We start from the raw sequence: 23,099 nt of genomic DNA on the forward strand, positions 1-23,099 counted from the left end.
TACGGCAAAAATAGGGGGAAACCAACCGCCAGAGGCGCTATGTCCCAACGCGATGACAGCCCTTTTGCAAGATATCGCCGCCTGCCGGCTTTGCGCGGACCGATTTGCCGATACGCACACGGCCCATGATCCGCGCCCGGTGGTCTGGTTTCGCGACACCGCCCGCATCCTGATAGCCAGCCAGGCCCCCGGCATGCGGGTACACGAAGCGATGACGCCATTCTGGGACCGCTCGGGGGATCGGCTGCGCGACTGGCTGGGGATCGACAAGGATACATTCTATGACCGCAGCCGTGTGGCGATTGTGCCGATGGCGTTCTGCTTTCCGGGCTACGACAAAAACGGATCTGACTTGCCACCACCCCGCATCTGCGCGGCGACGTGGCGGGACAAGGCACTGCAATATGTCGGACAGGTCAAGCTAACCCTGCTAATCGGTGGCTATGCCCAGAATTGGCACCTTGGCGGCAAGATGAACGTGACTGAACGTTGCAAAAGATGGGCGGACTATGCACCTGCGGTCTTTCCCTTGCCTCACCCTTCGTGGCGCAATACGGGATGGCTGAACAAGAACCCCTGGTTCGAACAGGATGTGCTGCCCGGTTTGCGGGCCCGCGTGCAAGAGGTGCTGACATGACCGATCTGGATACTGCTCACGCAGCGATGGAAGCTGCGCCGGATGACGACGCGCTGCGCCTGAGGTTTTACGAACGACTTGCGGACAGCGAACTGTTTATGCTGCTGGGCGCAGACCCGGTGGACGACAAGATCGAACCGTCGCTGTTCGACATCGAAGACCGTAAGTTCGCGCTGGTGTTCGACCGCGAAGAACGGCTTGCCGATTTTGTCGGGCGGGCCGCCCCTTATGCCGGGCTGCCGGGGCGGGCGTTAGTGCAGATGCTGACGGGGCAGGGGATTGGCCTTGCCTTCAACCTCGAGGTCGCCCCCTCTGCCATGCTAATCCCGACGGAAGCGGTCGATTGGCTGGCGGCGATATTGCAGCACGCGCCCGACGAGACAGAGGCGCGCTTACAGGAAATCGCGGCCCCGACCGGCCTGCCAGAGGCGGTGATCACCGGTCTTGATCGCAAGCTTGCGATTGCGGCAGGCCTTGCAAAATGGGCTTATCTGGCTGCAGCCACTTACGATGGCGGCATGAAGGGTCATGTGCTTGCCTTCGTCGATGCGCAGGAAGGGGCTGAAAAGGCACTTGCCAACGCGGCGGGCGAGGCGCTGACCTTTTCGGGCATCGAAGCGGGCACAATGGACGTGTTGTTCTGCAGATCGTCAGACCCATTGGCAGCTCGTCTTGCCAAAGTCGGCTTGCGCTTTGATCTGCCCGAGCCGGTCAAGGCACGCCCCATGCCCATCGCCCCCGGATCGGATCCGGACAAGCCACCTAAGCTGAGATAGTGGTTAACATATTGTAAATAAATACAAATTGTTTCGCATGCGAAACAATTGGCGGGTTTCAGTAGCCTGCATCTCTGTTGACGACATGCAGGAACGGTTCACCGTTTTCGCCACGCAGGATTTGCGCTGCAATGACCTCGGACGCGCTTTCGGGCCGTGTGAATGACGCGATGTGCGGGGTGACGGTCACGCCGGGATGTGACCAGAACGGATGTGTTGGCGGCAACGGCTCAATGCGAAAGACATCCAACGTTGCATGACCGACCTGACCACTGTCCAGTGCGGACAGAAGGGCATCATCGTCGATCAGCGGGCCGCGACCCGGGTTGATGACAAAGGCCCCTTTGGCCAGCAGGGACAGGGTCTGCGCGTTAAGGGTGTTTTCAGTCGCAGGCGTGTCCGGCAACAGCAGCACGACGATTTCCGCGCCGCTCAGCGCCGATTGCAACCCTTGCGCGCCGTAGTAACAGCGCAGCCCGGTGATTTCCTTGGCGGTCCTGCTCCACCCCGAAACTGGGAAGCCCAGCGCTGCAAGCGCACGACCACAGGCCGCGCCCAATGCGCCAAGGCCAAGGATCGTCACAGGACGGTGCGCAGCGATAGGAGGATAGGCTTTGTTGCACCAGACGCCGTCCTGCCCGTTGATATGGGCGTCCATGCCAAGATGATGACGCAGCGCATGGCCAACAACCCATTCGACCATGCCTTGCGTCAGACTGTGATCGACCATGCGCAACAGCGGTTGTGTCAGTGTCTGGTTGTCCGCGACGGATTCAATCCCTGCCCAAAGGCTAAGCAGCGCTTTGCAACGGGTGTAGGGGCTGAAGTCGCTAACGGGGCCGTTCGGGGCAAAAACGATGTAATCCACGGTTTCTGGCGCATGATCGCGCGACAGGGCGACGTCCAGACCGGCCTTGTCAAAGGCTTGTTTCAGCGGGCCTTCATACTCGGGCCAGCGCGCGTCTTCAGCAGAAAACAGAACGTTGAGCATCAGCGAGGCTTATGTACATGGGCGGATTGCACCAGCCCGAAAGCACCCAGCAAAACCAGCATCGCTGACCCGCCGTAGCTGACCAGCGGCAATGGAACACCGACAACAGGTGCCAGCCCCGTGACCATCGCCATGTTCACAGCAAAGAACAGGAAAAAGGTCATCGCAACACCTAGGGTCAGCAGAGATGCGAAACGATCCTTGTTGGTTACGGCGGATGCCACGCAGAAGACGATGATCAACATATAAAGGACCAAGAGCGCGATTGCGCCGACAAAGCCGAATTCCTCGGCCAGGGTGGTAAAGATAAAATCGGTATGCTTTTCGGGCAAAAAGTTCAGGCGACTTTGCGTGCCTTGCATGAAACCCCGTCCGGTCCAGCCGCCAGAGCCAAGGGCGATCTTCGCCTGCGTGATGTGATAGCCGGCACCAAGCGGGTCGTTGGCGGGGTCCAGAAACGTGTCGATGCGGCGATACTGATAGTCCTGCAAAAGCTGGTATGGCGTGCCACGGAAGGCGAAAACCGCGTAGATCATACTGACGCCCGCGCCGATGACGGCAGCGAAATAGGCCCAATGCACGCCGGCAAAAAACATCATCGCCCCACCGCCGATGACCAATAGCAAGGATGTGCCAAGGTCGGGCTGCGAGAGGACGAGATATGTCGGCAAAAGGATAAGAAAGACTGGCAGGATCACAAAGAACGGGTGCGATGTCTTTTTCGCTGGCAACCAGTCGTAGTAGGCGGCAAGCAACATCACCAGCGTGATCTTGGCCAACTCGGATGGCTGCAAATCCATGGGCCCCAGATCAAGCCAGCGCTGCGAGCCGTTGCGTTCTGCACCGACCAATTCGACAGCGACCAACAGACCGATCGACACAAGATAGGCCAACACGGCCATGTTGCGCCAGAACCAGATGGGCACCATTGCGACGACCATCATCAGCGCCATGCCAAGGCCGAAACGCTTGATTTGTGGTTCCATCCACGGGCTCGCCGATCCGCCAGCAACGGAATAGAGCATGATGAAACCTGCGCAGGCTACGGCGGTCAATAGAATGATGACCGGCCAGTTCAGGTAGATCAGCTTGCGAAACCCGCTCGGGACAAACTTGGTGTTATACTCAAGATAACTCATGCACGGTCCTGCACGTTATCCACGGTCGCAATCAATTCCTCGATCCGGCTTTGCTGTTCGGCAATGCGGCCACGGTCGGCGGACGGATAAGCCTCAAGCGGGGGCGTGCCGTCGTAAAGCGCCTGCAATGTGATGTCGCGGGCGATCGGGGCGGCAGCAGTCGACCCGCCGCCGCCATGCTCGACGATGACAGCGACCGCGAACTTCGGATTCTCGCTTGGCGCAAAGTCGACGAACAAAGCGTGATCGCGCCGTTCCCATGGCAGATCAGCGTTGCTGGTCACACCGCGGGCGCGCTCTTCGGCAGTGATCCGGCGGACCTGCGACGTGCCGGTCTTACCGGCCATGCGCATGCCATCTGCAACAATGCGCGACCGGCGGGCGGTGCCGCGCTGGTGGTTGACGACGTCGTCCATGGCCGCACGAATACGGCGCAGCGTGTTTTCATTGATCCCAAGGTTATCACCCAGCCCGCTGGGCGTTTCGACACCGCTGACCGATTTGATCAGGCGCGGTGTTACCTCGCGCCCTGTCGCGATGCGCGCCGTCATCACCGCCAGATGCAGCGGCGACGTCAGCACGTAGCCCTGCCCGATAGAGGCGTTGACGGTATCGCCGATGCGCCAGTCTTCGCCGCGCACCTCGGCCTTCCAGGCCTTGTCGGGGGCCAGACCGTTGGCGACCGCGGACAGGGGTAAATCATGCTTGATCCCGATGCCCAGCTTGCGCGCCATCTCAGCGATCTTGTCGATGCCGATCCGCTGACTGATTTCGTAGTAGTAACAGTCGCATGATTGCTTGATGCTTTCGTTGAGGTTCATGTTGCCATGACCCGCCCGTTTCCAGCAGTGAAAGCGCGTGCCGAAGACATCTGTATGCCCCGGACAATAGACCGTTTCATCCGGAGAGATCACACCACCTTCAAGGGCTGCGAGTGCTGTCACCATCTTGAAGGTCGATCCGGGCGGATAGATTCCCTGCACGGCTTTGGCCGCAAGCGGGCGATACTTGTTTTCGTTCAGATCACCCCAGTCCTTGACGGAAATGCCGCGTACGAAAAGGTTCGGATCGAATGACGGCGACGAGCAGACGGCCCTGAGATCACCGTTTTCAAGGTCGATTACGACCGCGCCCGCGCTTTCGCCGTCCAGACGCGCCTGGCAATAGGTCTGCAGCTTGGCGTCAATGGTCAGCTGGACATCGGCACCCTTTGTGCCTTCCTGCCGGTCCAGTTCGCGCATGACACGGCCAAGGGCGTTCACTTCGATCCGTTTGGTGCCCGCTGCGCCGCGCAGTGTACGTTCCAGCTTGTTTTCGACACCGGTCTTGCCGATCTGGAATTTCGGTATCTGCAATAGCGGGTCCTGATCGTCGATCCGGCTTAGATCATAGTCACTGACCGGGCCGACATAGCCGACCACATGGCCAAGCGGGGCACCGAAAGGATAGGCGCGCGACAGGCCCACTTCTGCCGTGATGCCGGGCAGGGCGGGGGCGTTGATATTGATTTCGGCCACATCTTCCCAGCGTAGGCGATCCGCAATGGTGACCGGCACAAAGGGCGAGCGGCGGTTGATCTCCTCTACCGCCTTTGCGACGGCTTCGGGATCCAGATCAACGATCTGCATCAGTTTGGCCAGCACCTCTTCCACATCGCCAGCGTCCTCGCGAACCATGACCACACGGTAATTTTGCTCGTTCTCGGCAAGCGGGTGGCCGTTGCGGTCAAAGATCAGGCCGCGTGCGGGCGGGATCAGACGAATATTGATGCGGTTCTCTTCGGCAAGCAGGCGGAACTGGTCGGCTTGTTCGACCTGCATGGACTGCATTCGCCAGGCAAGCGCGCCGGCCACTGCGACCTGTGCGCCGCCGATAATCAGCCCACGCCGGCTGATCATGCGCATGCTGTCGCCGTTGTCGCGGTTCGGCCTTTTCATAGTCGTTGTCCCATACTGTCGACCTGTCCCGGTGCGGGACGGCGGACGCCAAAGATAAACTGTGCTGAAAACATGACGAAAGGAATGGCGATTAGCGTTGCGAGAATGTGAAGCAGCTCCAGCAGTTGATAGGGCTGCGGTGTCAAAACAATGGCCAATGTGGCGCGGTTCACGGCGGCGACCGCGATCACCGCGAAAGCCACAAGTCCGAATTCACCCAGGAAGGGCAGATCACGGATCGACTGCGCACGCGAGCGAATAACCTCGGATGCGATGAGCACAAGGGCTGACATCAAGCCAGGGGGGCGCTGGAACAAGAGATCTGTGAGAAAGAAAACCGTGCCAATCATATAGAAGGGCACAAAGTCAGGTCTGCGGGCGACCCAGACCAGTGTCAGCACCAACAGGAAATCTGGCGGCGAAAACAGCGTCGGACGTTGGTCGAGCGGCAACAGCTGGATGAAGATGATCGTGATCGCAAGCGCAAGGTAGATCCCGCGCCCTGTCCAGACCTGTCGTTTTGCAAGCTCAGCCATCTGTTGCCTCTGCGGCTTCGATGTCGGGTGGTACAGCAGTGGCGGGCGACAGAAGCCCGCCGGGATCGGCAATCATTTCATGTGGACGGGACCGTAGCACGCGCAGGAATTCAAGCCGCCCATAGTCGGCAGACAGACGGACGCGCAACCGCCGATCAGACCCGAGCGCGACTTGACCGACCAGCAGATCGGCTGGAAAGACCCCGCCATCGCCCGAACTGACCACCCGGTCGCCCGGGCGCACGAGGTCAGCGTCCTCAAGGAATTCAATCGGTGGGTTCAGTGTGTTGTCGCCTGCCAGAATAGCCTTTTGCCCTGATGGTTGGATCGTCACCGGAATCCGGCTGGATGTATCGGTGAGCAACAAAACACGGCTGGTTTCCTGCCCCACACCGCTGATCCTGCCGACAAGGCCGATGCCGTCCATGGTCGGCCAGCCGTCCACGATACCGTCACGTGCCCCAACGTTCAGCAGAACCGACTGCCGGAAGGGCGAACCGCTGTCGGTCATGACGACGCCGGTCACATAGGTCAGCTGCGGATCAAGCCGCACATTGTTCAGATCCAGAAGCCGCGCGTTTTCCTGTTCAAGCTGCAGTGCGGCTTCTTTCCAGGCCTTCATTTGCTGCAATTCGCGGCGCAGATCGTCGTTCTGTTCGGCAAGCTGCTGATAGCTTTGGAAATCGGAGGCGAGGTTCGCGACACCTGTCACAGGGGCCATGGCCCAGTCAAAGGACGGCACCACCCGATCGATCACCGCAAGACGAAAGCGTTCGACGCGGGGGCTGTCGATCCGCCAGACCAGAAATGTCCCGAAAAGAAACAGCACGAAAAGCCCGACCAGCAGTCTGCGGATCGGGCCAACGAAATCATTGCTGTTGCGGTCTTTCGCCAAGGGCGTCCCCTTAGAAAACTTCGTTTAGCTGTCGTAATCTATAACGTGTGACAGCTGTTTTTCATACTCCAAAGCCTTGCCGGTGCCCAAGGCGACGCAATTCAAGCTTTCGTCAGCGACGCTGATGGCAAGGCCGGTCTGTTCGCGCAGCGCCAGATCAAGCTGTCCCAACAATGCACCACCCCCGGTCAGCATGACGCCGCGGTCCACAATGTCGGCGGCGAGGTCCGGTGGCGTGGCTTCGAGCGCGGTCATCACCGCCTCGCAAATTTGTTGTACCGGTTCTGCAAGCGCCTCGGCCACCTGAGCCTGGCTGATTTCGGTTTCCTTCGGCACGCCGTTCAGCAGATCGCGGCCCCGGATCTGCATGGATGACCCGCGCCCGTCGTCAGGCATGCGGGCTGTACCGATAGATGTCTTGATGCGTTCAGCGGTGCTGTCACCGATCAAAAGGTTATGCTGGCGACGCAGATAATTGACGATAGCTTCGTCCATCCGGTCGCCGCCGACACGGACAGAGCGGGCATAGACGATATCGCCAAGCGAAAGAACGGCGACTTCGGTCGTGCCGCCACCGATATCGACGACCATGTTGCCGGTTGGATCGGTGATCGGCATGCCAGCGCCGATGGCTGCTGCAATGGGTTCCGCGATCAATCCGGCGCGGCGCGCGCCGGCGGACAGGACCGATTGGCGGATCGCCCGCTTTTCCACCGGTGTCGCGCCGTGCGGGACGCAGACGATAATTTTCGGCTTGGAAAAAGTGGAGCGTTTCGCGACCTTGCGGATGAAGTGCTTGATCATCTCTTCGGCGGTGTCGAAATCGGCGATGACACCGTCGCGCATCGGGCGGATCGCTTCGATGCTGCCCGGCGTGCGGCCCAACATCAGCTTGGCGTCTTCACCTACCGCCAGCACTTTCTTGACGCCGTCCTTGACGTGATAGGCCACGACCGACGGTTCGGACAGGATGATGCCCTTTCCCTTGACGTAGACGAGCGTGTTCGCTGTGCCGAGGTCGATCGCCATGTCAGACGAAAACAAACTGCCAAAAAGTGCCATGCGCGTGCGCGTCCCGTTCCCAATATCCAGCTTTGAACCGCGACTCCCCACAAGTGCGGTAGTCTTGCCTTATAGGATGCGTGTTCAGGGGTGGAAAGGCCTGTTTTGCAGGGTTTCAGCGCTTATTTGCCGCTTGTTTTTTTCTGCGCAAAACCCGCGTGTTTGCCCTTTGAAACACGCGGATTCTTGTACTTTTTCAACATTGGTGCGGCTTACTCTCCCGCGTCTTTGTAGCTGACCGATTTCTCGTCATAGCCGACAGAGGTTTGGTCACGTCGCACAAGCAAGCGGTTGAGCGCGTTGATATAGGCCTTGGCAGAGGCGACGACCGTGTCCGTATCGGCCGACTGGCCGGTGCCGATCCGGCCATCTTCTTCCATGCGGACATAGACAGTGGCCTGCGCGTCCGTGCCTTCGGTCACGGCCTGCACCTGAAAGAGCTGCAGTCGCGCGCCGTGCGGGAAGAGGTATTTGACCGCATTGAACGTCGCATCGACGGGGCCGTCGCCGGTCGTTGTTGTCGTCGCCGCGACACCGTCGATTTCAAGCGTCATGGTCGCCTCTTGCGGCCCTTCGGTTCCGCAGATGACCTTGAGGGCTTTCAGCTTCAGCCGGTCTGCTTCGCCTTCGCTTGTGCTCAACAGGGCAAGCAGGTCGTCGTCAAAAACCTCCTTCTTGCGATCGGCCAGATCCTTGAACCGAACGAACACGTCCTTGAGTTGGTTATCGGCCAAATCGAAGCCCAGCTCTGCCAGCTTTGCGCGCAGCGCGGCACGGCCCGAGTGTTTGCCCAGGGGCAGGGAAGTGCCGGACAGGCCCACGTCTTCGGGGCGCATCACTTCGAATGTTTCGCGGTTCTTGAGCATCCCGTCCTGATGGATGCCGCTTTCGTGGGCAAAGGCGTTCTTGCCAACGATGGCTTTGTTGAACTGCACCGGAAAACCCGAAACCGTCGCGACGCGGCGCGAGATCTGCATGATCTTTTTCGTGTCGATCCGGGTGTCGAAGGGCATAATGTCGTTGCGCACGCGCAGGGCCATCACAACTTCTTCCAGTGCGGTGTTGCCTGCACGTTCACCCAGCCCGTTGATGGTACATTCGATCTGGCGCGCACCACCTTCGACCGCGGCAAGGCTGTTGGCCGTCGCCATGCCCAGATCGTTGTGGCAGTGCGTGGCAAAGATTACTTCGTCCGCGCCGGGCACCTTTTCGATCAGCATCCGGATCAGGTCCGCGCTTTCGCGCGGAGCCGTGTAGCCGACAGTGTCGGGGATGTTGATGGTGCTTGCACCAGCCTTGATGGCGATTTCGACGGTGCGGCAGAGAAAATCTTCCTCTGTCCGTGTGGCATCCATCGATGACCATTGCACGTTGTCTGACAGGTTGCGGGCGTGGGTTACGCATTCGTGGATGCGTTCCGCCATTTCATCCATGGTGAGATTGGGGATTGCCCGGTGCAGCGGCGATGTGCCGATGAAGGTGTGGATGCGTGGGGATTTGGCGTGTTTCACGGCTTCCCAGCAGCGGTCGATGTCCTTGAAGTTTGCACGCGACAGACCACAGATGGTGCTGTTCTTGGCGCGTTTCGCGATTTCGCTGACGGCTGCAAAGTCGCCTTCGGAGGCAATGGGAAAGCCTGCCTCGATGATATCCACGCCCATATCGTCGAGCATTTCGGCGATTTCCAGTTTTTCGGAATGGGTCATGGTCGCGCCGGGCGATTGTTCGCCGTCGCGCAGTGTGGTGTCGAATATCAGTACATGATCGGTCATGTCGGTTTCCTTAGCTTGAGTGTGTCATGGCGCGTCGTCCCCTCTGAGCGGTCGCGCCAAATGGCACGCTCAGAGGCGGCTAAGGAGTAGTGCGAAGAGTGTTGCGCTCAGTCTCGACATGTTGGGCACTATACCTCTGGATTTCCTTTTGGAAAGTCAGGAATGCCTCCGGCGGGAGTTTTTTGGCCAGATGAAGCTGGAAGCTGCGTGTCATTGCCTTAGGTCTGGTCCATGGAAAAAGCACTTGTGATCGGGGCGTCCGGCGGCATTGGCCGGGCCGTTGTGTCAGAACTGGAAGCGCGGGGCGTTGCGGTGACGCAGCTGTCACGCTCCGCTGATGGGCTGGATGTGACAGACGCAGAGTCGGTGGATCGTCATATGGATGCAGTGGATGGTCCGTTTGACCTGGTTTTTAGTGCAGTTGGTGTCCTTGGAACGCCGGAGAAAGCCCTGTCGGCATTAACTGCCGAGGAGATGTCCTATCTGTTCAAGGTCAACACCATCGGTCCCGCCTTGCTGCTGCGTCATGCTTCCCGGCTTTTGCCAAAGGACGGGCGCGGGGTATTCGGGGTGCTTTCGGCGCGCGTCGGATCGATCGGGGATAACCGGATCGGCGGATGGTATTCCTATCGTGCGTCAAAGGCCGCAGTGAACCAGATCGTCCATGGTGCGGCCATTGAATTGAAGCGCACGCACAGGCAATCCATTGTCGTCGCCCTGCATCCCGGCACTGTCGAAACACCGTTTACAGCTGCATTTCAGGGGCGGCACAAGACTGTCACGGCGGAGGAAGCTGCCACTAATCTGGTGAATGTCATGACCTCCTTGACGCCAGATCAGACGGGCGGATTTTACGCCTATGATGGCAGCGAAATCCCATGGTGAGGCTTGTTCTTGTACTTGGTGACCAGCTGTCACCCGGCGTCGCCGCGCTGAAAAAGGCGGACAAGACGTCCGATGTCGTTGTGATGGCCGAGGTGATGGGCGAGGCGACCTATGTGCAGCATCACCCCAAGAAGATCGCCTTTCTCTTTGCGGCTATGCGCAAGTTTGCGGCTCAATTGGAAAGCGATGGCTGGCGCGTGGCATATTCCCGCTTGGAAGATGCGGAGAATGGCGGATCGATTTCATCCGAACTGCTGCGGCGCGCGGAAGAATTCGGCACCGACGAGGTGCTTGTCACTGAACCTGGCGAGTTTCGCGTCATCAGTGACCTTGCTGAATTGCCGCTGACTGCGACCAGCTTTGAGGACGACCGCTTTATCGCCTCGCATCAGGATTTTCAGAACTGGGCCGATGGACGCAAACAACTGCGTATGGAGTATTTCTATCGCGACATGCGTCGAAAAACGGGCCTGATGATGGAAGGTGACGCGCCTGCTGGTGGACAGTGGAATTATGACCACGACAACCGCAAGCCCGCCCCCGGATCAGTCGATTTCAATGGGCCGATGCGTTTCACGCCCGATGAGACTGTTTCTGAGGTTCTGACACTGGTCGCGGAGCGTTTTGGCGACAACTTCGGAGATCTCGCGCCATTCTGGTTTGCCACCGATACCGGTCAGGCCCGCCAGCATCTTGCCTATTGGATCCGTATGGGTGCACCGCTGTTTGGCGACTTTCAGGATGCGATGATGCAGGATGAAAGGTTCCTTTATCATGGTTTTGTCGGAGCCTATATCAACGCGGGATTGTTGGACCCGTTGGAGGTCTGCCAGGCCGTCGAACAGGCGTGGAAGGACGGCGATATCCCGATCAATGCGGCCGAAGGTTTCATTCGCCAGATCATTGGTTGGCGGGAATACATGCGCGGCATCTACTTTCATGAAGGCCCTGAATATACCAGCCGCAATATTCTGGAACATGATCGTAAGTTGCCGGGTCTGTATTGGGGCAAGAAGACGTGGATGGCTTGCGTTGATCATGCGGTGACCCAGACGAAAGAGGAAGCCTATGCCCATCACATCCAGCGGTTGATGGTCACGGGCAATTTCGCGCTGCTTGCGGGGATCGACCCGTATGAAGTGCATGAGTGGTATCTGGCTGTTTATGCTGATGCATACGAGTGGGTCGAGGCCCCCAACGTCATCGGGATGAGCCAGTTTGCCGATGGCGGGATTATCGCCAGCAAGCCCTATATTTCAAGCGGGAACTACATCAACAAGATGTCGGATTACTGCAAGTCCTGTTCCTACAAGATCAAGGACAAGACCGGTCCTGATGCCTGTCCCTTCAATTTACTTTACTGGCATTTCCTCGACCGGCATCGCGCGCGGTTTGAAGGCAATCCGCGTATGGCACAGATGTATCGGGTCTGGGACAGAATGGAAGCGGACAAGCGCGAAACAGTGCTGAAAGACGCAGGTGCTTGGCTGGCCAAAATGGACGCGGGCGAAACGGTGTGAGGCCGCCCGCGATCACGGCTGGACGCAAGCGACCTTAGTTGCTGTCACCGCTTTCGCTGTCGTCTGCGGGTGTTTCGGGCTGTGCTTCTTCCGTATCATCCGCAACTTCGCTGTCAGAGCTAAGCAGGGCCCCATCAGCCCATTCGCCTGTTGCCTCTTGCCCGGTGGCATAGCGCATGGTGCCCGGTCCCTGCCGGCGTCCGCGCACAAAGCTGCCTTCGTAGACGTCGCCGTTGGCGTAGGTGGCAACCCCTACGCCCGACATCTCGCCATCTTCCCACTGACCCGCATAGCTAAACCCGTCAGGCAGGGTGATCGTGCCGGTGCCGGAGCGTTGGCCGTCCTTGAACCCGCCTTCATAGACCGTACCGTCTGCGTAGGTTGCGACGCCTTGGCCGTTGCGTTGCCCGTCTGCCCATTCACCGACATAGGTATACCCATCAGCGTAGGTCATCTTGCCTGTGCCGTGGTTCTTGGCGTTCAGGAATTCACCTTCATACACAAGGCCGTTAGCATAGGTGGCCACGCCGGTGCCGTTGATCACACCGTTTTCCCAGTCACCTTCGTAGGATGACCCGTCCGGATAAACGATCTTGCCAGTGCCGTTGGCGAGGTCAGCCGCGAATGTACCGGTGTAGACCGAACCGTCAGGATAGGTCACACTGCCTTCGCCTTCGATTTGCCCGTTGACCCACGCGCCGTCATAGACATAGCCGTCGGTGCCACGGAACACGCCCTGTCCGTGGCGTTTATCGTCTTGAAAACCGCCGATATAGGTGTCGCCATTGGCATAGGTCACAGTCCCTGTGCCTTCGCGTCGTCCGGCGACAAGTTCGCCTTCGAAGACGTCGCCGTTGGGCTGTTCCAACCTGCCCTGACCCTGAATCTGGCCATCGACCCAGGTCCCGCTGTAGACCAGCCCGTCGGGCATGGTCAGCGTACCTTCTCCGTCGCGTTCGCCGTTGCGCAGGTTGCCGACATAGACCGCACCATCGGGGTAGGTGATCTGCCCTTCGCCTTCCTTGACGCCGTTGATCCATGGACCTTCGTAGACATAGCCTCCGGGGCTGCGCATCGTGCCGGTGCCGTGGTGCATCGCATTGCGGAATTCGCCTTCGTAGATCACGCCATTCGCGTAGTTGGCGACGCCGCGTCCGGTGATGTTGCCATCGGACCAGTCGCCTTCGTAGGTGCCACCGTCAGCGAAGGTGATCTTGCCGGTGCCGTCGGGTTTGCCTGCGGCAAATGTGCCTTCGTAGATCGAGCCGTTGGGGAAGCGTGCGGTGCCTTGCCCGCGAATCTCGCCTTCGACCCATTCGCCTGTGTATTCGTATCCATTTGGCAGCCGATAGGTGCCCTGGCCATGCTGTTTGCCGTTCAGGAACGTGCCTTCGTAGACACCGCCATCATCGTACTGCTTTGTTTCGACCGTTTGTCCGGCAACCCCTGTTGCCAACCCGATAGCCAATACTGCGCCTGCCAATCCGGTGGGCCATGCTTTTCGTGTCATGTTTGTCCCCGATATGTCCTCGGAGGGCAGACTAAAGCAGCGGTCTGCATCTGACAACGCTTCATCGTGATGCTATCGGCTTTCCCTTGGGCGTCAGTCTGCTACATCACATTGGGATCTGCGAGGATGGACGATGAGCAACACTTTCCGCCTGACAATGGCACAGCTGAACCCGACTGTCGGTGATCTTGCTGGCAATGCCGCCAAGGCGCGTGACGCCTGGGCCGCGGGCAAGGCGGCAGGGGCCGACCTTGTCGCGCTGCCCGAGATGTTCATCACCGGCTATCAGACGCAGGATCTGATCCGCCGTCGCCAGTTCATCTCTGATGCGCTGGCCGCAATCCAGACCCTTGCGCTGGATTGTGCGGATGGGCCGATGCTGTCAATTGGCGGGCCGTTTCTGAATGGCGAACGCCTGCACAATTCCTATTTCGTCCTCAAGGGCGGGGCAATCCATGCCCGCATGGACAAGTTTTTCCTGCCAAACTTTACCGTCTTCGACGAAGTGCGCCTGTTCAACCGTGGCGACATTTCTGGGCCGTTTTCCACTGGTAACGAAGGCCCTCGACTGGGAGCTCCGATCTGCGAGGACGCATGGTATCCCGATGTTTGCGAGGCCATGGTCGAAAGCGGTGCAGAAGCGTTGCTTGTGCCCAACGGGTCGCCATATTTTCGTGAGAAATTTCCGATCCGCATGAATAACATGGTCGCTCGCGTGATCGAGAATAACGTACCACTGGTCTATCTGAACATGGTTGGCGGCCAGGATGACCAGATGTTTGATGGCGGTTCTTTCGTGCTGAACCGGGGTGGTGCACTGGCCGTGCAGCTGCCGTTTTTCGACGAAGCCATCGTGCATGTCGATTTCGCGCAAGGTGATGACGGCTGGTACGCGCTTGACGGGCAAAAGGCCGTTCCCCCCGAAACGCTTGAGCAGGACTATCGCGCTATGGTCGAAAGCCTGCGCGATTACATGCGCAAAACCGGTTTTACGAAGGTATTGCTGGGCCTGTCCGGCGGAATCGATAGTGCAATCGTCGCGACCATCGCCGCTGATGCGCTGGGTCCCGAGAATGTCCGCTGCGTCATGCTGCCGTCGGAATATACCTCGCAAGCCTCGCTTGATGACGCGCAAGCGGTCGTGGATGCCTTGGGATGTCGTTATGACACCGTGTCCATTGCCGGTCCGCGGGCCGCAGTGACCGAGGCGCTGGCCCCCTTGTTTGAAGGGCTGGACGAAGGGTTGACCGAGGAGAACATCCAGTCGCGCCTGCGCGGATTGTTGTTGATGGCCCAGTCCAACAAATTTGGCGAGATGCTGCTGACAACCGGCAACAAGTCCGAGGTCGCGGTCGGCTATGCGACGATTTATGGCGATATGTCAGGCGGTTACAACCCGATCAAGGATATGTACAAGACCCGCGTTTTTGCCACCTGCCGCTGGCGCAATGCCAATCATCGCCCCTGGATGAAGGCCCCGGCGGGCGAGGTCATTCCTGTGTCGATCATTGATAAGCCACCGTCTGCCGAGTTGAAGCCGGATCAGAAGGACGCGGATTCCCTGCCACCATACGATGTGTTGGACGGTATCCTTGAAATGCTGGTCGATCGCGAGGCGTCGGTCGCGGAATGTGTTGCGATGGGGTATGATCGCGAAACTGTCAAACGGGTCGAGAATTTGGTGTATATTAGTGAGTACAAGCGATTCCAGTCCGCGCCGGGCACACGGTTGTCTGACCGGGCATTCTGGCTGGACCGCCGCTATCCAATCGTGAATCGGTGGCGGGACGAGAGTTGACGCGCGTCTGACGAAGACGCCCCACCCCCGTCCCACGGCCTTCGGCGAGAGTTTTTGGGGCAAGATGATGAACAAGACACAATTTACCGATACATCCGTTGCTGATTTCATTGCCGCGATCGATCATCCCGTTCGGCGGGCCGACGCGCAGACATTGGATACGCTATTTCGGAAAGCGACTGGGTGGCAGCCACGCATGTTTGGTCCGACAATCATCGGTTACGGGTCTTATCATTATGTCTATGACAGTGGACGGGAAGGCGATTGCCAGGCGACGGGGTTCAGCCCGCGCAAGGCCAATCTTGTGCTGTACATCATGCCCGGCTATCAGGATTTCGGGCATATTCTGGAACGTCTTGGCAAGTACAAGTTGGGGAAAGCCTGTCTTTACATTAACAAGCTGGCGGATGTTGATCTGGACGTGGTGGAGGAGATCATCAAGGCCGGTGTTGCTGACCTCAGTACCCGCTGGCCGGTGACCCCGACCTAGACAAATGCCTGCGCGCGTGGTCAATGGCCCGCAACAGGAGACCGCCCCATGACCACGACTCGTTTCGCCCCATCGCCAACCGGTTGGCTGCACATCGGCAACCTGCGTGCCGCGCTATTCAATTATGCTATCGCACGGCAGGCGGGCGGCACTTTCATTCTGCGTATCGACGATACCGATCAGGAGCGGTCAAAAGAGGAATATATCCGTGGCATTCAGGAAGACCTGACGTGGCTTGGCATTACCTGGGACCGTATGGAGTACCAGTCCAAGCGGTTGGCTCGCTATGGTGAAGCCAAACAGCGCCTTATCGAGATGGGTCGCCTTTACGAGTGTTTCGAAACCCCGACCGAGCTGGATTTGAAGCGCAAGAAGCAGCTCAACATGGGCAAGCCGCCGGTCTATGATCGCGCGGCCCTTGACTTGTCAGAGGCCGAGAAGAACCATTTGCGTGCAGAGCGTGGCGGGTCTCACTGGCGGTTCAAACTTGATCACGAACGCATCGAATGGGCCGACGGCATCATTGGGGATATTTCGATTGATGCGGCCTCTGTGTCCGATCCTGTGCTGTTCAAGAATGACGGTCAGATCCTTTATACGCTGGCCTCTGTCGTTGATGACGTCGAGATGGGTGTTACCGATATCGTGCGCGGGTCCGACCATGTGACCAATACTGCAACGCAGATCCAGATCATTGCGGCCCTTGGCGGTGACGTGCCGAATTTTGCCCATCACTCGCTTCTGACAGGTCCGCAGGGCGAGGCTTTGTCCAAGCGTCTGGGCACGTTGTCCTTGCGCGATTTGCGCGCGCAGGGGATTGCCGCAGAGGCCGTGATGTCGCTGATGGCGCGTCTGGGGTCATCGGACCCTGTGGAACTGCGCAGCGGCATTTCTGAAGTGGTCGCTGGTTTTGATCTGTCAAAGTTCGGGTCAGCCCCTACGAAATTCGATGCCGATGATTTGTGGCCTCTGACGGCGCGTCATTTGGCGCGTCTGGAGGCCGACGATGACACCGTGGCCGGCGTGCTGGCAGAGATACCCGAAGATTTGCGTGCGCCTTTCTGGCATGTTGTGCGCGACAATATCGCGAAACTGGAAGACGTCGCGGTCTGGTGGGCCTTGTTCCGTGATGGCGCGACGCCGATTGTCGAAGATGACGACCGCGACTTTATCGCGGCGGCTTTTGAGATGTTGCCGTCGCCACCGTACACCGCGCAAACCTGGTCGGAATGGACCACCGCCGTGAAAGAGGCCACTGGCCGCAAAGGCAAAGCCTTGTTCATGCCGCTGCGCAAGGCCGTTACGGGCCGTGAGCGCGGGCCGGAAATGGCGGATGTGATGCCGCTGCTTCAGACCAAGCCGACCTTGGCGTAGTGGCGGACGCGCAGGCCAAATTCCTGCAAGGCAGCCTGTTCAGGCACATCACGGTCATGTCTCTGACTGCGTCGGTCGGTCTGATGGCGGTTTTCATCGTCGATTTCGTCGACATGATCTTTATCTCTTTGTTGGGGCAGGCCGAGCTTGCCGCCGCAATCGGTTATGCCGGGGCGATCTTGTTTTTCACGACGTCCTTCGGGATCGGTATGGCAATTGCCGCCGGTGCCCTTGTTGCGCGGTCGTTGGGTGCCGGCGATTTGGCGCTGGCCCGGCGGCGATCTACCAATGCCCTGCTGTTCGGTGTGATCTTCGGAGCGCTTTTTGCGCTTGTCGTTTGGCTGAACCTCGCGTCTTTCGTCGCACTGATGGGGGCGCAGGATGAAACGCTGAGCCTTGCGGTCGGCTATCTGCAGATCATCGTGCCATCATTGCCGTTTCTGATGGTCGGGATGATCGGTGGCGCGATCTTGCGTGCCCATGGCGATGCGCGCCGCGCGATGATGGCAACAATCTGGGGTGGGGTCGTGAACGCCGTGCTTGATCCGATCCTGATCTTCGGGTTGGACCTCGATCTGACTGGTGCCGCGCTAGCCTCTGTCGCCGCGCGACTGACGATTGCTGCAGTCGCGCTGCGTCCGCTGATCCGTTTTTATGGCGGATTTGACAGGCCCACGGCAGCCAACATGCTGCCGGATGCGCGCCCGATCGCGGCGATTGCCGTGCCTGCCATTCTGACGCAGCTCGCCACGCCTATCGGGCAGGCCTATGTCACCCGCGCCATGTCGCAGTTTGGCGAAGATGCAGTCGCGGGCATGGCCATTGTCGGGCGGCTGACACCGATCGCCTTCGGGATTATCTTTGCGCTTTCGGGCGCAATCGGGCCAATCATCGGCCAGAACGCGGGCGCGGGTGATTTCGTCCGTGTGCGCCGCGCATTTCGGGATGGGCTGGTCTTTGTGGCTATCGTGATTGTCACCGTTTCAATTCTGCTGTTTCTGGCGCGTCCCCTATGGGCGTTCCTGTTCAAACTGGAAGGCGATGCGCGCACGCTTGTCTTTCTGTTCGCGGGACCACTGTCGCTGGCCTTCTTTTTCAACGGTATCATTTTTGTCGGTAACGCGGCCTTCAATAATCTGAACCACCCGTACTATTCGACATGGGTGAACTGGGGCAGGCATACGTTGGGTACGATCCCGTTTGTCATGGTCGGCTCAGCCTGGTTCGGGGCTGCGGGCGTTCTGGTGGGCCAATATGCAGGCGGGCTGGTTTTTGCCATCATCGCCTATGTGCTTGCTGTGCGTGTGATGGCCAAGGCCGAGGTGCCGCAGGAAGATGCATTCGCCCGGCAAGGCCGATTGCACCGCCTATTTCACTTGCGCCGATAGCTGCGCGAGGTGGTGATCCACAAGCGCGCGGTCAACTGCAGCGACATTTTGGAAGCGCGGATAATAGGGGTCTGACCGGTCGTTCCGGATCGGTCCCCAGCCATCGGTACTCTCAAAAAACGCAGCCACCCCGTCTTCGCCATATTGGGTGCGAAATCCCTGCACGACCACATCAAGGTAGCTAAGCAGGATTGGATGTCCTGCGGACGGTGGCGAAATCTTGGCCGGGTTGGCCTGATAGATCGCGGTGGTGCCGCCTAGCACGTCAGAAACGTCCTGCCGCAGGTACGCGTGTTCGCGCAGGTCAAGCGCGGTCCAGTCGGCGTCAGGCACATCGGCGATAATCCCGTCGATTGCCCCCATTGCGCGATGCACCGACAGGAACGCCACCGGTCGCGTGTTTGCGTGGCACCAGACCCGCCGCCAACCGGTCAGTGTCGCCTTGCGGACATTCGGATAGTTGTGCGTCGCGAGGTTCACGAGGCTGCCGTAGCCGAAGAAGGACGGTGTCATTCCTTTGCCCGCAGCACTTGGGCAGGCCGCGCCGCCAATGGGCGCGCCGCAAACGCCAGCCCTGCCAGCAGGGATACCAACACCCCTCCGCCGATGATCGCCAGCGCGTTCGACCAGATAATCCGATAGTCGTTTTCCATGATGAAGGTCTGGACCGCCCAGCCGCCCAAAATCCCCGCACCCAGCGCGACAACCCCTGCAGCAAGCCCGAGCAGGGCAGAGCGCAACGCGAAGCTGACCATGATCCGCTGCCGTGTTGCTCCGATGGTTTTCAGCACTGCTGCTTCGAATGTGCGGGCGCGTTCCCCTGCTGCCGCTGCGCCGATCAGCACCAAGAAGCCAGTCAGCAGCGTCGCGAGCGCCCCGTAGCGTGTGGCAGCGGCGATGCCTTCGACCAGCGTGCTGACCTGGGCAATCGCATCGCGGATACGGATCGCTGTGATGTTGGGATAGGCGGTCGCAATGTCACGCAGGATTTGCGCTTCTGCTTGTTCTTCCGAGTAGACAGTGCTGATCCAGCTGTGCGGTGCGCCGGCAAGTGCGCCTTCGTTCATGGACAGTACAAAGCCGATTCCTGCGTCTTCCCAACTGACATTACGAAAGTTCGCTACGGTGCCAGTGATGTCGCGCCCGAGGATGTTTATGGTCATCTCGTCACCGATCTGCAGCCCCATTTCCAGCGCTTCCTCGGCGGAAAAGCTGATCAGGGGCGGGCCATTGTAGTCCTCGGGCCACCATTCGCCGGCGACAATTTCCGTACCCTCCGGCATGGGGCCGTCATAGGTCACCCCGCGGTCGCCTTCGACGACCCAATGGCCGTTTGCATAGTCAGACGCGGGCTGGTCGTTGATCGTGGTGATGATCCCGCGCAGCATCGGCGCGGATTCCACGTTTTCCACCAGCGGGTCATTCAACAGCCGTTTGCGGAACCCGTCGATCTGGTCGGGCTGGATGTCAACGAAAAAGTAGCTGGGGGCTACATCGGGCAGTTCGCTGTCAAAGGCTGCACGTAGGTTGCCATCGATCTGTCCGACGGCAGCCAACACTGATAGGCCAAGGCCAAGCGAGAGCACGACAGAGGTGCTTTCCCCGCCACGTGCACCAATGGCACCGAATGCGAGCCGCAGGGCGGGTCGCCCGCGCGTCGGTTTGCGCAGGCGTCGTGCGATAAAGCGGATGACCAGTGCGGCCACCACAAGAAGTCCGAGCGCCCCCGCGATTCCGCCAGCGGTCCAGAGCGTCAGGAAGGCGGTGCCGGAGAACAGGATCGCTGCGCCAAGCAGCGCGCCGACAAGCAGGGCCGTGACCATCAGGAACGGCCCGCGCGGTATAGTATGTCCGGTGTCGAGCGCGTCGCGGAACAGGGTGGCGGCCTTGATGTCTTCTGTCCGCGCAAGCGGCCAGAGCGTAAAGATCAGCGCCGCAAGGATGCCATAGACTGCCGCTTCGCCCAAGGGGGCCGGGTTGAATGTGAAATTGGCGGGCACCGGCAGCGAGGCTTCGATCACGGGGGCCAGTATCATGGGGATACCGCCGCCAAGGATCACACCAATCGCCACCCCGACCAGGGTCAGCACGCCAACTTGCAGGAAGTAGGTCAGAAAAATCGTGCGCCGGTCAGCACCAAGTGTCTTGAGCGTGGCGATTACGCCGGTCTTGCCGGCCAGATAAGCGCGGACCGCCGCACTGACCCCGACACCGCCGACCGCGAGGCCGGACAATCCGACAAGGATCAGAAACGCACCGATCCGGTCGACAAAAGTCGCCGTGCCACCAGCCCCGCGCCGACTGTCACGCCAGCGCAAACCGTTATTTTGGAACTGCGCCTTGACCGTTTCCTCAAGCGCTGCAAGGTCGGCCCCGTCGGGCAAATCAATGCGATACTGCGTATCAAACAACGTGCCTTCGGTGATCAGTCCGGAGTCGGCGAGGTCTTGGGTCAATACCAACGAGCGGGGACCGAGGCCAAAGCCTGCGGCGGCGTTATCGGGATAGCGCGTCAGGATCGCGGAGAAGACGAATTCCTGCGTGCCAAGTTTGAACGTGTCGCCCACGGCAAGGCCAAGCCGGTCTGCAAGCACCCTCTCCATCACCCCGCCGGGCAGATCGGGCGTGCCTGCCAGGGCTTCGTCCAGCGTGATTGGCGGGTCGAGTGTCACGTTGCCGACAAGCGGATAGTTGTCATCGACGGCCCGCACCTGCGTCAGCCCGCGTTCGTCGCCCACCACGACCATGGAGCGGAAATCGACGGTTTCGCTGATCCTATCGGCGATACTTTCAAGATACGCGCGTTCGGCATCATTGGCGAAACGATAGGTCAGCGTTGCTTCCGCATCGCCACCCAGCAGCGCGGCCCCCTGTTCCTGCAGCCCCGCTGAAATGCCTGCGCGCACGGTGCCGACAGCAGCAATCGCAGCGACGCCAAGGGCAAGGCAGGCCAGGAACACGCGGAAACCGCGCAAGCCGCCCCGCAATTCGCGCCGCGCAAAGGTCCAGGCTAGGCGCAGGCTCATGCGGCGGCCTTTGTGGTGTCGATCTGCCCGTCGCGCAATCGCACGATCCGGTCGCAGCGGCGGGCGAGTTCGTGGCTGTGCGTCACCATCACAAGTGTCGCGCCGTGCCGGTCACGCAGATCAAAGAGCAGGTCCATGATGGCATTGCCGTTCGTGGCATCAAGGTTGCCAGTTGGTTCGTCAGCCAGCAGAATTTTCGGGCGCGGGGCCGACGCACGGGCCAAGGCCACGCGTTGCTGTTCGCCACCCGACATTTGCGATGGATAGTGGTCGATCCGGTCGGTCAGCCCGACGGCCGTCAGTTCCTGTTCCGCGCGGGCGAATGCGTCCTTCACCCCGGCAAGTTCAAGCGGCGTCGCCACGTTTTCCAGCGCAGTCATTGTCGGGATCAGGTGGAAAGATTGGAACACCACCCCCATATTGTCTCTACGAAAGCGGGCAAGCTGATCTTCGTTCATCTTGGTCAGGTCTTGCCCCGCTGCGAAGATCGTACCCGCGCTGGCCTGTTCCAGCCCGCCCATCAACATAAGGAGCGATGACTTGCCCGACCCACTTGGCCCGATCAGGCCCAATGTCTCGCCATCTGCGACATCCAGCGTGATGTCGTGCAGAATATCCACAGGCCCTGCATTGCCTTGCAGCGACAGTGAAACGTTGGAAAGGGAGAGTGCCGTCATGAAGCGTGCCTTTGCGCGGTTTGTTGCCTTTGGATATGGTGCATTCATTAATATTCGCAACCTGACGATGATGATCGTTTTGTCTGCAGGTGTTGTGCAGGCCGAAACCGTGACTATTGCGGCACTGGGTGACAGTCTGACGGCGGGCTATGGGTTGGATACTGCAGACGGCTTCGTGCCGCAGATGCAAGCGTGGCTGGATGCGCAGGGGGCCGATGTAAAGCTGGTCAATGCGGGTGTGTCCGGTGATACGACCGCTGGCGGGTTGTTGCGCACGGACTGGACCCTGACTGAAGATGTCGACGCGATGATCGTGGCCCTTGGTGGCAACGACTATCTGCGCGGGATTGATCCGGCTGTGTCACGGGCCAACCTTGCCGCTATTCTGGACAAGGCGCAGTCCCGCGATGTGGATGTCCTGTTGGTCGGGCTGGTCGCCGGTGCGAACTACGGCGCTGACTACAAGGAAGAATTCGACAGCATGTATCCCGATTTGGCTGAAACTTACGACGTACCGCTTTACAGTAGGTGGTTTGCGGGCTTGCTTGCTGTGTCCGGGATGGAAGACGGGTTCGCCGAATTTCTGCAGCGTGACGGTCTGCATCCGAACGCTGAAGGCGTGCGGTTGATCGTGGAAGCCATGGGACCCTCGGTGCTGCAACTGGCGCAACAGGCGGGACGCTAAG

The 23,099-nt window shown here is 59.5% G+C and carries 20 protein-coding genes; 9 read left to right on the forward strand and 11 right to left on the reverse strand.

Annotation, left to right across the window (positions count from 1 at the left end; translation table 11 throughout):
• Positions 1 to 52 precede the first annotated feature (52 nt).
• Complete coding sequence (locus BMY44_RS01075) at positions 53 to 637, forward strand: uracil-DNA glycosylase family protein (protein WP_089989210.1); 585 nt, start codon at positions 53 to 55, stop codon at positions 635 to 637.
• A complete protein-coding gene (locus BMY44_RS01080; RefSeq protein WP_089989212.1) occupies positions 634 to 1,413 on the forward strand; it encodes an SseB family protein in 780 nt (259 codons plus the stop codon). The genes BMY44_RS01075 and BMY44_RS01080 overlap by 4 nt, the downstream gene beginning before the upstream one ends.
• Before the next feature lie 58 nt (positions 1,414 to 1,471).
• Here the strand turns inward: BMY44_RS01080 and BMY44_RS01085 are convergent, their stop codons facing one another.
• The 7 genes from BMY44_RS01085 to BMY44_RS01115 all read right to left on the reverse strand — a co-directional run bounded on the left by BMY44_RS01085 (position 1,472) and on the right by BMY44_RS01115 (position 9,745).
• Complete coding sequence (locus BMY44_RS01085; protein ID WP_089989216.1) at positions 1,472 to 2,404, reverse strand: 2-hydroxyacid dehydrogenase; 933 nt, start codon at positions 2,402 to 2,404, stop codon at positions 1,472 to 1,474.
• Entirely contained in the window at positions 2,404 to 3,543 is a 1,140-nt protein-coding gene (rodA, locus tag BMY44_RS01090) for a rod shape-determining protein RodA (RefSeq protein WP_089989218.1), read from the reverse strand. Before rodA ends, BMY44_RS01085 begins: the two co-directional genes overlap by 1 nt.
• Complete coding sequence (mrdA, locus tag BMY44_RS01095; protein ID WP_089989221.1) at positions 3,540 to 5,480, reverse strand: penicillin-binding protein 2; 1,941 nt, start codon at positions 5,478 to 5,480, stop codon at positions 3,540 to 3,542. Before mrdA ends, rodA begins: the two co-directional genes overlap by 4 nt.
• Entirely contained in the window at positions 5,477 to 6,016 is a 540-nt protein-coding gene (locus tag BMY44_RS01100) for a hypothetical protein (RefSeq protein ID WP_089989224.1), read from the reverse strand. The genes mrdA and BMY44_RS01100 overlap by 4 nt, the downstream gene beginning before the upstream one ends.
• Positions 6,009 to 6,911 (reverse strand): rod shape-determining protein MreC, encoded by a 903-nt coding sequence (gene mreC / locus BMY44_RS01105; protein WP_089989226.1) that lies wholly within the window; start codon positions 6,909 to 6,911, stop codon positions 6,009 to 6,011. The genes BMY44_RS01100 and mreC overlap by 8 nt, the downstream gene beginning before the upstream one ends.
• 24 nt (positions 6,912 to 6,935) lie before the next feature.
• On the reverse strand, positions 6,936 to 7,973 hold the full coding sequence (locus tag BMY44_RS01110) for a rod shape-determining protein (protein ID WP_089989229.1): 1,038 nt from the start codon (positions 7,971 to 7,973) through the stop codon (positions 6,936 to 6,938).
• A gap of 212 nt (positions 7,974 to 8,185) precedes the next feature.
• A complete protein-coding gene (locus tag BMY44_RS01115) occupies positions 8,186 to 9,745 on the reverse strand; it encodes a 2-isopropylmalate synthase (protein ID WP_089989231.1) in 1,560 nt (519 codons plus the stop codon).
• 231 nt (positions 9,746 to 9,976) lie between these two features.
• Here BMY44_RS01115 and BMY44_RS01120 point away from each other — a divergent pair, with 231 nt between their 5' ends.
• Positions 9,977 to 10,630 carry an SDR family NAD(P)-dependent oxidoreductase gene (locus BMY44_RS01120; RefSeq protein WP_089989234.1) on the forward strand — a complete coding sequence of 218 codons (654 nt, stop codon included), beginning with the start codon at positions 9,977 to 9,979 and terminating at the stop codon, positions 10,628 to 10,630.
• Positions 10,624 to 12,150 carry a cryptochrome/photolyase family protein gene (locus tag BMY44_RS01125; protein ID WP_089989235.1) on the forward strand — a complete coding sequence of 509 codons (1,527 nt, stop codon included), beginning with the start codon at positions 10,624 to 10,626 and terminating at the stop codon, positions 12,148 to 12,150. The genes BMY44_RS01120 and BMY44_RS01125 overlap by 7 nt, the downstream gene beginning before the upstream one ends.
• Positions 12,151 to 12,184: 34 nt before the next feature.
• Here BMY44_RS01125 and BMY44_RS01130 read toward each other — a convergent pair whose 3' ends face one another.
• Complete coding sequence (locus BMY44_RS01130; RefSeq protein ID WP_089989239.1) at positions 12,185 to 13,660, reverse strand: MORN repeat-containing protein; 1,476 nt, start codon at positions 13,658 to 13,660, stop codon at positions 12,185 to 12,187.
• 133 nt (positions 13,661 to 13,793) lie between these two features.
• Here BMY44_RS01130 and BMY44_RS01135 point away from each other — a divergent pair, with 133 nt between their 5' ends.
• From BMY44_RS01135 to BMY44_RS01150, 4 genes are all read left to right on the forward strand, one after another.
• Positions 13,794 to 15,458, forward strand: a complete 1,665-nt coding sequence (locus BMY44_RS01135; RefSeq protein ID WP_089989242.1) for an NAD+ synthase — start codon at positions 13,794 to 13,796, stop codon at positions 15,456 to 15,458.
• Between the two features lie 64 nt (positions 15,459 to 15,522).
• Entirely contained in the window at positions 15,523 to 15,948 is a 426-nt protein-coding gene (locus tag BMY44_RS01140; RefSeq protein WP_089989244.1) for a DUF1801 domain-containing protein, read from the forward strand.
• Between the two features lie 48 nt (positions 15,949 to 15,996).
• Complete coding sequence (gene gltX / locus BMY44_RS01145) at positions 15,997 to 17,322, forward strand: glutamate--tRNA ligase (protein WP_089989247.1); 1,326 nt, start codon at positions 15,997 to 15,999, stop codon at positions 17,320 to 17,322.
• On the forward strand, positions 17,322 to 18,710 hold the full coding sequence (locus BMY44_RS01150) for an MATE family efflux transporter (RefSeq protein WP_089989250.1): 1,389 nt from the start codon (positions 17,322 to 17,324) through the stop codon (positions 18,708 to 18,710). Before gltX ends, BMY44_RS01150 begins: the two co-directional genes overlap by 1 nt.
• On the opposite strand, the gene BMY44_RS01155 is transcribed toward BMY44_RS01150, so the two are convergent.
• The 3 genes from BMY44_RS01155 to BMY44_RS01165 are packed head-to-tail and all read right to left on the reverse strand — an operon-like array spanning position 18,690 to position 22,413.
• Positions 18,690 to 19,223 (reverse strand): gamma-glutamylcyclotransferase family protein, encoded by a 534-nt coding sequence (locus tag BMY44_RS01155; RefSeq protein ID WP_089989252.1) that lies wholly within the window; start codon positions 19,221 to 19,223, stop codon positions 18,690 to 18,692. The two genes, BMY44_RS01150 and BMY44_RS01155, sit on opposite strands and share 21 nt — an antisense overlap.
• On the reverse strand, positions 19,220 to 21,736 hold the full coding sequence (locus BMY44_RS01160; RefSeq protein ID WP_089989254.1) for an ABC transporter permease: 2,517 nt from the start codon (positions 21,734 to 21,736) through the stop codon (positions 19,220 to 19,222). The genes BMY44_RS01155 and BMY44_RS01160 overlap by 4 nt, the downstream gene beginning before the upstream one ends.
• A complete protein-coding gene (locus tag BMY44_RS01165) occupies positions 21,733 to 22,413 on the reverse strand; it encodes an ABC transporter ATP-binding protein (protein WP_089989257.1) in 681 nt (226 codons plus the stop codon). The genes BMY44_RS01160 and BMY44_RS01165 overlap by 4 nt, the downstream gene beginning before the upstream one ends.
• Between BMY44_RS01165 and BMY44_RS01170 the strand changes: the two genes are divergently transcribed.
• Complete coding sequence (locus BMY44_RS01170) at positions 22,412 to 23,098, forward strand: arylesterase (RefSeq protein ID WP_089989259.1); 687 nt, start codon at positions 22,412 to 22,414, stop codon at positions 23,096 to 23,098. The two genes, BMY44_RS01165 and BMY44_RS01170, sit on opposite strands and share 2 nt — an antisense overlap.
• Position 23,099 lies beyond the last annotated feature (1 nt).

Origin of the sequence: Cognatiyoonia koreensis (genome assembly GCF_900109295.1) — a bacterium.
Taxonomy (GTDB): Bacteria; Pseudomonadota; Alphaproteobacteria; order Rhodobacterales; family Rhodobacteraceae; genus Cognatiyoonia; species Cognatiyoonia koreensis.